Consider the following 8516-nt stretch of genomic DNA (forward strand, 5'->3'; position numbering starts at 1 on the left):
CGGGGCGACCCTCCGCCTTGCGATCGCACGCACCAGACGCCGCCGGGCCTGCCCTTCGGGCAGACGACGCTACTTTCGAAACACGCCCTAGCCGCCGGCCCCGGCCCCGGCCGCTGATCGGTATTCGGTCACCCGGCGCCGGTGCGGGCCGCTGCGGGGGCTGCCGCCCCCGGGCCCCCGTCCTGCCGTCGGCCACCGGGGCACAACCCCGGCTTCCGTTACCGTTCACCCTCATGCGCACCCTCCTGATCACCGGCCCCGGCGGCAGCGGCCGTACGACCGTCGCCGCGGCCACCGCACTCGGGGCGGCCCGCGCGGGCGTGAAGACCCTCGTGCTCAGTGCCGACCGCACCGACACCCTGGGCGCGGCACTCGGCACGGCGACGGGCGCGGTGCCGGTGCAGGCGGGCCCGGACCTCACCGCCTGGCGCCCCGACGCCACCGCCGGCTTCCGGGACGACCTCACCTCCTTCCAGGACCGCGCCTCCACCGTCCTGGACCTGCTCGGCGCCTCCCGGCTCGACCCCGAGGAGGTCACCCCGCTGCCCGGCGCGGAGGAACTGACCCTGCTGCGCGCCCTGCGCGACGCCGCCCTCGCCGAGACCCACGACCTCCTCGTCGTCGACCTGCCGCCCGCCCCGCAGGCCCTCGCCCTGCTCGCCCTCCCGGAGGAACTGCGGCGCTACCTGCGCCGCCTGCTCCCCCCGGAGCGGCAGGCCGCCCGCGCCCTGCGCCCCGTCCTCGGCCGCCTGGCCGGCGTCCCCATGCCCGCCGAGTGGCTGTACGAGACGACCGCCCGCTGGGACGTGGAACTGGCCGCGGTGCAGGCCGTCCTCGCCGACCGCAGGACCTCCGTACGGCTGGTGGCCGAGCCGGGGCCGGCCGGCGCCGACGCCGTCCGTGACGCCCGCCTCGGCCTGGCCCTGCGCGGCCTGCCCGTCGAGTCGCTCCTCGCCAACCGCGTCCTGCCCGAGGACGCCGGCGACGGCCCGCTCGCCGGACTCCACGCCCAGCAGCAGAAGACCCTGGGGGAGTGGACCGGCGCGCGGACCGTCGCGCACCTCGGCCACGACCCCCGCGGGGACGACGACCTGACCGCCCTGGCCGTGCCCGGCGTCAACCCGGCGGCCTCCCCGGTCGAGTGGCCCGTCGAGGACCGGACCGGCGCGGACGGCGTCCTGGTGTGGCACCTCCCGCTGCCCGGCGCCGTACGCGACGGGCTGGACCTCGTCCGCCGCGGCGACGAGCTCGTCGTCACCGCCGGCCCGTTCCGCCGGATCGTCCCGCTGCCCTCCGCCCTGCGCCGCTGCACCGTGGCGGGCGCCGCCCTGCGCGACGGCGAGCTGCGCGTACGGTTCGCGCCGGATCCCGCGCTGTGGCCGCGGACCCGGTGAGGGACGTTCCGCCGTTCGGGTAACGTCGGAGGGACGAACCGTAGTCAGGAGCCCGTCATGAGCGAAGAGATTCCCCCGTCGGACACCGGTGAGCACCGGACCCCCGACGAGGCACCTCGCGCCACCGACGCCGACGCCTGGGCGACCGCCTGCGCCGAGGACATGGCGGCGGAGAAGGCCCGCCGCCGGGCGGAGCAGGGCGCGCCCCAGGGATCGGCCGCCGAGGAACTGCGCAGACTCGTCGACACGGTCGCCGACAAGCTCTCCGGCCTCCAGTCCCCGCTGCTCGGCGCGGTCGCCGGACCCGCCGCCCAGCAGGTGGTCCGCCAGGTCGTCCAGCAGGCCAGGGCGGCCGTCGAACCGGTCATCGAGCGCAACCCGGACGTCTTCGACCACCTGGCCGCCGCGGGCGGCGAACTGCTCGCCGCCTACCGCTCCGCCGTCCAGCAGCAGGAACGGCGCTGGACGGCCCGCACCGCCGATCCGCGCGAGGACCCGGCCCACCCCCGCGACGACGACGGGGGCACCGGCCCCGGCCAGCGCATCGATCTCGACTGACGGTCCTCCCCCGCACCCGGGCGGCGCTCGCGCGGTAGCGGCGCCGCCCCCTCGGGTACGGTTGGCCGTAGCGGGGCTCGACCGAAACTGAGGGATTCATGGGACTCACCATCGGCGTCGACATCGGCGGCACGAAGATCGCGGCCGGCGTGGTCGACGAGGAAGGCAACATCCTCTCGACCTTCAAGGTGCCGACCCCGGGTACGCCCGAGGGCATCGTGGACGCCATCGCCTCCGCGGTGGAGGGCGCGCGCGCCGGGCACGAGATCGTCGGCGTGGGCATCGGTGCCGCCGGTTACGTCAACCGCCAGCGCTCCACGGTCTACTTCGCGCCCAACATCGACTGGCGCAACGAGCCGCTCAAGGAGAAGGTCGAGGCCCGCGTCGGCCTGCCGGTCGTCGTGGAGAACGACGCCAACGCCGCGGCCTGGGGCGAGTACAAGTTCGGCGCGGGCAAGGGCCACCGCAACGTCATCTGCATCACGCTCGGCACCGGCCTCGGCGGCGGCATCATCATCGGCAACAAGCTGCGCCGCGGCCACTTCGGCGTGGCCGCCGAGTTCGGCCACATCCGCATGGTCCCGGACGGGCTGCTGTGCGGCTGCGGCTCGCAGGGCTGCTGGGAGCAGTACGCCTCCGGCCGCGCCCTCGTGCGGTACGCCAAGCAGCGCGCCAACGCCACCCCGGAGCGTGCCGAGGTGCTGCTCGGGCTCGGCGACGGCACCCCCGACGGCATCGAGGGCAAGCACATCTCCATGGCCGCCCGCCAGGGCGACCCGGTCGCCGTGGACTCCTACCGCGAGCTGGCCCGCTGGGCCGGCGCCGGCCTCGCCGACCTGGCCTCCCTGTTCGACCCGTCCGCCTTCATCGTCGGCGGCGGCCTCTCGGACGAGGGCGACCTGGTCCTCGACCCGATCCGCAAGTCCTACAAGCGGTGGCTGGTCGGCGGCAACTGGCGCCCGGTGGCGGACGTGATCGCGGCCCGGCTGGGCAACAAGGCGGGGCTGGTGGGCGCGGCCGACCTGGCCCGCGAGCCCGACCCGATCATGTGAGGGCGGCCGGCTGACGCACGACGGTTCCCCGCACCCCTTGGGGGCGCGGGGAACCACGCCCGCGGCCGTCCGGGATCCCCGCCCCCGCCGGGCTGTCGACCCGTATCGTGACGGCATGGTGACGCCCCCGCCGCTCCCGGAACCCCGTACCGAACCCGACGGCTCCGCCGTGATCCGCGTCCTCGGCTACAACATCCGCTCGATGCGCGACGACACCGCCGCCCTCGCCCGAGTGATCACCGCCTGCGCCCCCGACCTGGTCCTGGTCCAGGAGGCCCCGCGGTTCTTCCGCTGGCGCAAGAAACTGGCCCGGCTCGCGGCCGCCTCCGGGCAGGTCGTCCTCACCGGCGGCGGCACGGCCGCGGGCCCCGCCGTCCTCTGCTCGCTGCGGGCGACCGTCGAACGCACCGAGGACGTCCTCCTGCCCCTCACCCCCGGACACCACCGACGGGGCTTCGCCACCGCCGTGGTCCGGTTCGCGGGCGCCCGCCTCGGTGTCCTCAGCTGTCACCTCGGCCTGGACGGGGCCGAGCGGTACGAGCAGGCCGGGATGCTCCTCGACCGGCTCGCCGGACTGGGTGTGGAGCACGCCGTCGCGGGCGGCGACCTCAACGAGCGCCCCGGCGGACGCGCCTTCACCCGCCTGACCGCCGCACTCCAGGACTGCCGTACGACGGCCCCCTGGGGAGGCGAGAACACCTTCCCGCCCGCCCACCCGGACCGCCGCATCGACGCCCTCCTCGCGACGAAGGGCGTGGAGGTGCTGGGCTGCGGGGTCCCGCTCGGTCTCCCGGGCGTCACGGACACGGACCTGAGGACGGCCACGGACCACCTGCCGGTCCTGGCCGCCCTGCGGGTGCCCGCCGTCTGAACCGACCGCCGGACGCAGGCCGGGGCCGCGCGGTCCTCAGACGACCGCGCCCCGCCCCGGATCCTCGTCGTCCTCGTCGTCCGGGCCCATGCGCATCACCAGCGTGGCGAAGCCGCCGAGGAAGCCGCCGATGCAGATCGTCGTCAGCCACCAGGTCATCTCCCAGCCGAGCAGGATCGCCAGCAGCAGCAGGACCGGACCGCCGATCACCCCGAGCCAGGCGAACTTGGCCGTGGTGTCGGCCTCGGGCAGCGGCGGCGGCTCGGGCGGCACGAAGTGCCCCTCGTCCTCCCCGTCGGGGTCCGTCGCGGCGGGCTCGGCCGGCGAGTAGTCGCGCGGTCCGACACCGGGGGCGAAGGAGACCGAGCTGCCCAGCGGTCCGGCCGGCTTCTTCTCCTCGGCGGGCTCCTCCAGGGGGCCCGCGCCCGAGGGCGCGCCGCTCGCCGGACTCTCGTCGTTGGTCTCCGCTTCCAGGAGCGCCAGGTCCTCGACCGACTTGAACGGCTTGGCGCCCGGCGGGTCCACCGGCTCGTCGCCGTACCCCGCGACGATCGCCGCCCACGCGGCCTCCTCGTCGAAGGGCACACTCTGCTCCGGCTCGTGGTCGCGGCCGTCCTCGCGGTCCTCACGGTCCTCGCGGTCGGAGTCGTGCTCAGCCACCTGCTGTCGTCCCTTCCTTGCCGACACTGGGTGCGAGCCGGCCGATGAACGCGAGAGTCTCCTCGAAGATCCGGTCCGCGTCGTGGTCCAACGTCGCCACGTGACAGCTCTGTTCCAGCAGGACCTCGGTCACGTCCGTCGACGACACCCGGCTCAGGATCCGGGCGGAGTCGGCCGCCGGCACCACATGGTCCCGCACACTGCGCAGGAGCAGCAGCGGCTGGGTGACCTGCGGCAGCTCGCCGTCGACCAGCCGGAGAAAGGTCCGCAGCGAGTGCGCCGCGTGCAGCGGCACCCGGTCGTACCCGATCTCCACCGCCCCCTCCTTCGCGATGTCGCTGACGATCCCCCTCGTCGTGCGCACGAGGTGACGCGCCACCGGAAGCGCGCGGGCGGACAGACCGTGCACCCGGTTCGCCGGATTGACGACCACGACGCCCGCGACCGCGTCGCCGTGCCGGGCGGCGAGCCGCAGCGCCAGGGCGCCGCCCATCGAGAGCCCGGCCACGAACACCCGCGCGCACCGCTCCCGCAGGACGCGCAGCTCGCGGTCCACCTCCGCGTACCAGTCGGGCCAGCCGGTGAGCGCCATGTCCTCCCAGCGCGTGCCGTGGCCCGGCAGCAGGGGCAGCGAGACGGTCAGGCCGTGCCCGGCCAGATGCCGCGCCCAGGGACGCAGCGACTGCGGGGAACCGGTGAAGCCGTGACAGAGGAGGATCCCTACCTCCCCGCCCTCGCGGCGGTACGGCTCGGCTCCAGGAAGGACCGGCACCTTCGGTCTCCTGTCTTCGTCGTTCTCGATGGGGGTTCTCGCTGGAGTTTCTCGGTGGAGTCTTCGGTGGCGCTTCTCGACGGGACTTCCGCGACGGGACTTCCGCGACGGACGGACGTGAGGTTCACCGTACGCGACCGCACCGACACCGACCAGGGTCGTCGAAGCCTCGGGCCGCCACTCCGGGTTAAGGTCTGAGCGACACTTACAGGAGGCACTCGGTTGTTGTACGGCGCGATGAAGGTTTCCGTCGGGGGGCCGCTGAAGATGATCTTCAGGCCCTGGGTGGAGGGCCTGGAGAACGTGCCCGCCGAGGGCCCCGCGATCCTGGCGAGCAATCACCTCTCCTTCTCCGACTCGTTCTTCCTCCCCGCGGTCCTCGACCGCAAGGTCACGTTCATCGCGAAGGCCGAGTACTTCACCACGCCCGGCGTGAAGGGCCGGCTGACGGCGGCCTTCTTCAAGGGCGTCGGGCAGCTCCCCGTGGACCGTTCCGGCGCCCGCGGCGCGGGCGAGGCGGCGATCAGGAGCGGGATAGGCGTGCTGGAGCGCGGTGAGCTGTTCGGGATCTACCCGGAGGGCACCCGCTCACCCGACGGCCGGCTCTACCGCGGCAAACCGGGCGGCCTCGCGCGCGTGGCGCTCGCCACCGGCGCTCCGGTGATCCCGGTCGCGATGATCGACACGGAGAAGATCCAGCCGCCCGGTCAGGTGATGCCGAAGATCATGCGTCCCGGCATCCGCATCGGCAGGCCGCTGGACTTCAGCCGCTACCACGGCATGGAACACGACCGTTTCGTGCTCCGGGCGGTGACCGACGAGGTCATGTACGAGATCATGAAGCTCTCCGGCCAGGAGTACGTCGACATCTACGCGACGGCCGCCAAGCGGCAGATCGCGGAGGCGGCGAAGGCCGACAAGGAAGCGGAGAAGGCCGCGAAGGCCGCCCTCGCGCAGGCCGAGAAGGAACAGGCGAAGAAGGAGAAGTCCGAGCGGGACGAGCCCTAGGGCCTTTCGTCCGGATCAGGTTGGATCAAGGGCCCCGGCCCGGTCCCGGGGAAGACCCCGGCGACGGCGGTCCGGGCTCACGGGGGTGGGGGAAGTGCCCGAGCGCGAGAGAGTCATGAGGATGTCGGTCGAGCTGCCGCTGTGGCGTGCGCTCACCGCCTACCGGGTGCTGACCATGCTGTACGCGGTCGGCCTGTTCGTCGCCGACCACGACGGCTACGACCGGCCCGGCATCGCCGTCGCCTACTTCGCCGTCCTGTGCGGCTGGACGCTCGCCACCCTGCCCCGCGTGCAGAGCGCGACGGCGTGCACCAAGCGCTTCCTCACCGCCGACCTCCTCGTCGCACTCGTCGGCATCCTCCTGACCCCGCTGGTCGTCGACGACCAGTACATCCAGGACAACGGTCCCACCCTGCCCTCGATATGGACGGCCGGATCGGTCCTGGCGTTCGCCATCAAGGGCGGCTGGCGCTGGGCGGTGTTCGCCTCCACACCGGTGGCCGTCGCCAACCTGATCGAGCGCGGTCAACCGGCCCACGACACCGTCCACAACGTCATCCTCGTCTGGGTCGCCTCCATCGCCATCGGTTACGTCGTCGAGGTCGCCCGCGCCTCCGAGCGCACCCTCGCCCGCGCCCTGGAGATCGAGGCCGCGACCCGCGAGCGGGAGCGGCTCGCCCGCGACATCCACGACAGCGTGCTCCAGGTGCTCGCCATGGTGCAGCGGCGCGGCGCGGTCATCGGCGGCGAGGCGGCCGAGCTGGGCCGGATGGCCGGCGAGCAGGAGGTCGCCCTGCGCACCCTGGTCTCCGGCGGCCTCGTCCCGGTCTCCCGGGTGTCGCGGGACGCCGCCGAGGGAGCCGTCGTCGTCGTGGTGGACGAGAACGAGGACGACGAGGCCGGTCCGGTCGATCTGCGCGCGCTGCTCGCCCCCTTCGCCGCGGCCCGGGTCAGCCTCGCCGAGCCCGGCGCCCCGGTCCTGCTGGCCCCGGCCGCCGCCCGGGAGCTGGCCGCGGCGGTCGGAGCCGCGCTGGACAACGTGCGCAAGCACGCGGGGGAGCAGGCGCGGGCCTGGATCCTGGTCGAGGACGAGCCCGACGCGGTGATCGTGACCGTACGGGACGACGGGCCGGGCATCGCGGAGGGCCGGCTGGCGCAGGCCGAGGGCGAGGGACGGCTCGGGGTCGCCCAGTCGATCCGGGGCCGGCTGCGCGACCTCGGCGGCGGGGCCGAGCTGGTCTCGACGCCGGGACAGGGCACCGAGGTCGAACTGACGGTACCGAAACAGCACGTCAAGCGGGGGAAGGCAGGCACTCGATGAGCAGCGGACAGGACCCGATCAAGGTGATGGTGGTCGACGACCACCCCATGTGGCGCGAGGCCGTCGCCCGCGACCTCGCCGAGTCCGGCTTCGACGTGGTCGCCACCGCCGGCGACGGCGAGCAGGCCGTGCGCCGCGCCAGGGCCGCCTCGCCCGACGTCCTCGTCCTGGACCTCAACCTGCCCGCCAAACCGGGCGTCCAGGTCTGCAAGGAGGTCGTCGCCGCCGACCCGGCGCTGCGCGTCCTGGTGCTGTCCGCGAGCGGCGAGCACGCCGACGTACTGGAAGCGGTGAAGTCCGGCGCGACCGGCTACCTGCTGAAGTCGGCGTCCACGGAGGAACTGCTGGACGCGGTGCGCCGCACCGCCGTCGGCGACCCGGTGTTCACGCCGGGCCTGGCCGGACTGGTGCTCGGCGAGTACCGGCGGCTGGCCTCCGACCCCGGCCCGGCGCCCGGCGCCGACGAACCGGACGCGCCCCGGCTCACCGACCGCGAGACCGAGGTGCTGCGCCTGGTCGCCAAGGGCCTGAGCTACAAGCAGATCGCCGAACGCCTCGTCATCTCGCACCGCACGGTCCAGAACCACGTGCAGAACACCCTCGGCAAGCTCCAGCTGCACAACCGCGTGGAGCTGGTGCGGTACGCGATAGAGCGCGGTCTCGACGACGAGTGACATCGCCGCCGGGGCACCGGGGAGCACCCGGCGGCGCCGGTCGCGGCACCGCCGGGTCCCCGCGGGCGTCGGCACCGGGGCCGCCGTCCGCGGGAGTGTGCGCCGGGCAGCACGCCTAGGGCGTGTTTCGAAAGTAGCGTCGTCTGCCCGAAGGGCAGGCCCGGCGGCGTCTGGTGCGTGCGATCGCAAGGCGGAGGGTCGCCCCG

The 8516-nt window shown here is 74.1% G+C and carries 9 protein-coding genes; 7 read left to right on the plus strand and 2 right to left on the minus strand.

The window, feature by feature from the left end; translation table 11 throughout:
- The first annotated feature begins 233 nt into the window (after positions 1-233).
- The 4 genes from AB0N31_RS35840 (at position 234) to AB0N31_RS35855 (ending at position 3875) form a co-directional block, all read left to right on the plus strand.
- Entirely contained in the window at positions 234-1394 is a 1161-nt protein-coding gene (locus AB0N31_RS35840; RefSeq protein WP_366062727.1) for an ArsA-related P-loop ATPase, read from the plus strand.
- A gap of 57 nt (positions 1395-1451) precedes the next feature.
- Complete coding sequence (locus AB0N31_RS35845; protein WP_366062728.1) at positions 1452-1952, plus strand: DUF5304 domain-containing protein; 501 nt, start codon at positions 1452-1454, stop codon at positions 1950-1952.
- Between the two features lie 98 nt (positions 1953-2050).
- Positions 2051-3004 (plus strand): ROK family glucokinase, encoded by a 954-nt coding sequence (locus AB0N31_RS35850; RefSeq protein ID WP_366062729.1) that lies wholly within the window; start codon positions 2051-2053, stop codon positions 3002-3004.
- Between the two features lie 115 nt (positions 3005-3119).
- Positions 3120-3875, plus strand: a complete 756-nt coding sequence (locus tag AB0N31_RS35855) for an endonuclease/exonuclease/phosphatase family protein (protein ID WP_366062730.1) — start codon at positions 3120-3122, stop codon at positions 3873-3875.
- A gap of 36 nt (positions 3876-3911) precedes the next feature.
- Here the strand turns inward: AB0N31_RS35855 and AB0N31_RS35860 are convergent, their stop codons facing one another.
- On the minus strand, positions 3912-4535 hold the full coding sequence (locus tag AB0N31_RS35860; RefSeq protein WP_366062731.1) for a hypothetical protein: 624 nt from the start codon (positions 4533-4535) through the stop codon (positions 3912-3914).
- Entirely contained in the window at positions 4528-5307 is a 780-nt protein-coding gene (locus tag AB0N31_RS35865) for an alpha/beta fold hydrolase (protein WP_366062732.1), read from the minus strand. Before AB0N31_RS35865 ends, AB0N31_RS35860 begins: the two co-directional genes overlap by 8 nt.
- A 237-nt stretch (positions 5308-5544) precedes the next feature.
- Here AB0N31_RS35865 and AB0N31_RS35870 point away from each other — a divergent pair, with 237 nt between their 5' ends.
- The 3 genes from AB0N31_RS35870 (at position 5545) to AB0N31_RS35880 (ending at position 8310) form a co-directional block, all read left to right on the plus strand.
- Positions 5545-6315 (plus strand): lysophospholipid acyltransferase family protein, encoded by a 771-nt coding sequence (locus AB0N31_RS35870; RefSeq protein WP_366062733.1) that lies wholly within the window; start codon positions 5545-5547, stop codon positions 6313-6315.
- A gap of 94 nt (positions 6316-6409) precedes the next feature.
- Positions 6410-7636, plus strand: coding sequence for a DUF5931 domain-containing protein (locus AB0N31_RS35875; protein WP_366062734.1), 1227 nt, complete (start codon positions 6410-6412; stop codon positions 7634-7636).
- Positions 7633-8310: a response regulator transcription factor gene (locus AB0N31_RS35880; protein ID WP_366062735.1), complete on the plus strand. Its 678-nt coding sequence runs from the start codon at positions 7633-7635 to the stop codon at positions 8308-8310. The genes AB0N31_RS35875 and AB0N31_RS35880 overlap by 4 nt, the downstream gene beginning before the upstream one ends.
- Positions 8311-8516 lie beyond the last annotated feature (206 nt).

The organism is Streptomyces sp. NPDC051051 (assembly GCF_040682975.1).
In the GTDB taxonomy this organism is placed as follows: Bacteria; Actinomycetota; Actinomycetes; order Streptomycetales; family Streptomycetaceae; genus Streptomyces.

Coding starts and splice junctions, on each gene's coding strand:
- AB0N31_RS35850 (WP_366062729.1), top strand. CDS start 2,051: ATGGGACTCACCATCGGCGTCGACATCGGCGGCACGAAGATCGCGGCC.
- AB0N31_RS35845 (WP_366062728.1), top strand. CDS start 1,452: ATGAGCGAAGAGATTCCCCCGTCGGACACCGGTGAGCACCGGACCCCC.
- AB0N31_RS35855 (WP_366062730.1), top strand. CDS start 3,120: ATGGTGACGCCCCCGCCGCTCCCGGAACCCCGTACCGAACCCGACGGC.
- AB0N31_RS35880 (WP_366062735.1), top strand. CDS start 7,633: ATGAGCAGCGGACAGGACCCGATCAAGGTGATGGTGGTCGACGACCAC.
- AB0N31_RS35870 (WP_366062733.1), top strand. CDS start 5,545: ATGAAGGTTTCCGTCGGGGGGCCGCTGAAGATGATCTTCAGGCCCTGG.
- AB0N31_RS35840 (WP_366062727.1), top strand. CDS start 234: ATGCGCACCCTCCTGATCACCGGCCCCGGCGGCAGCGGCCGTACGACC.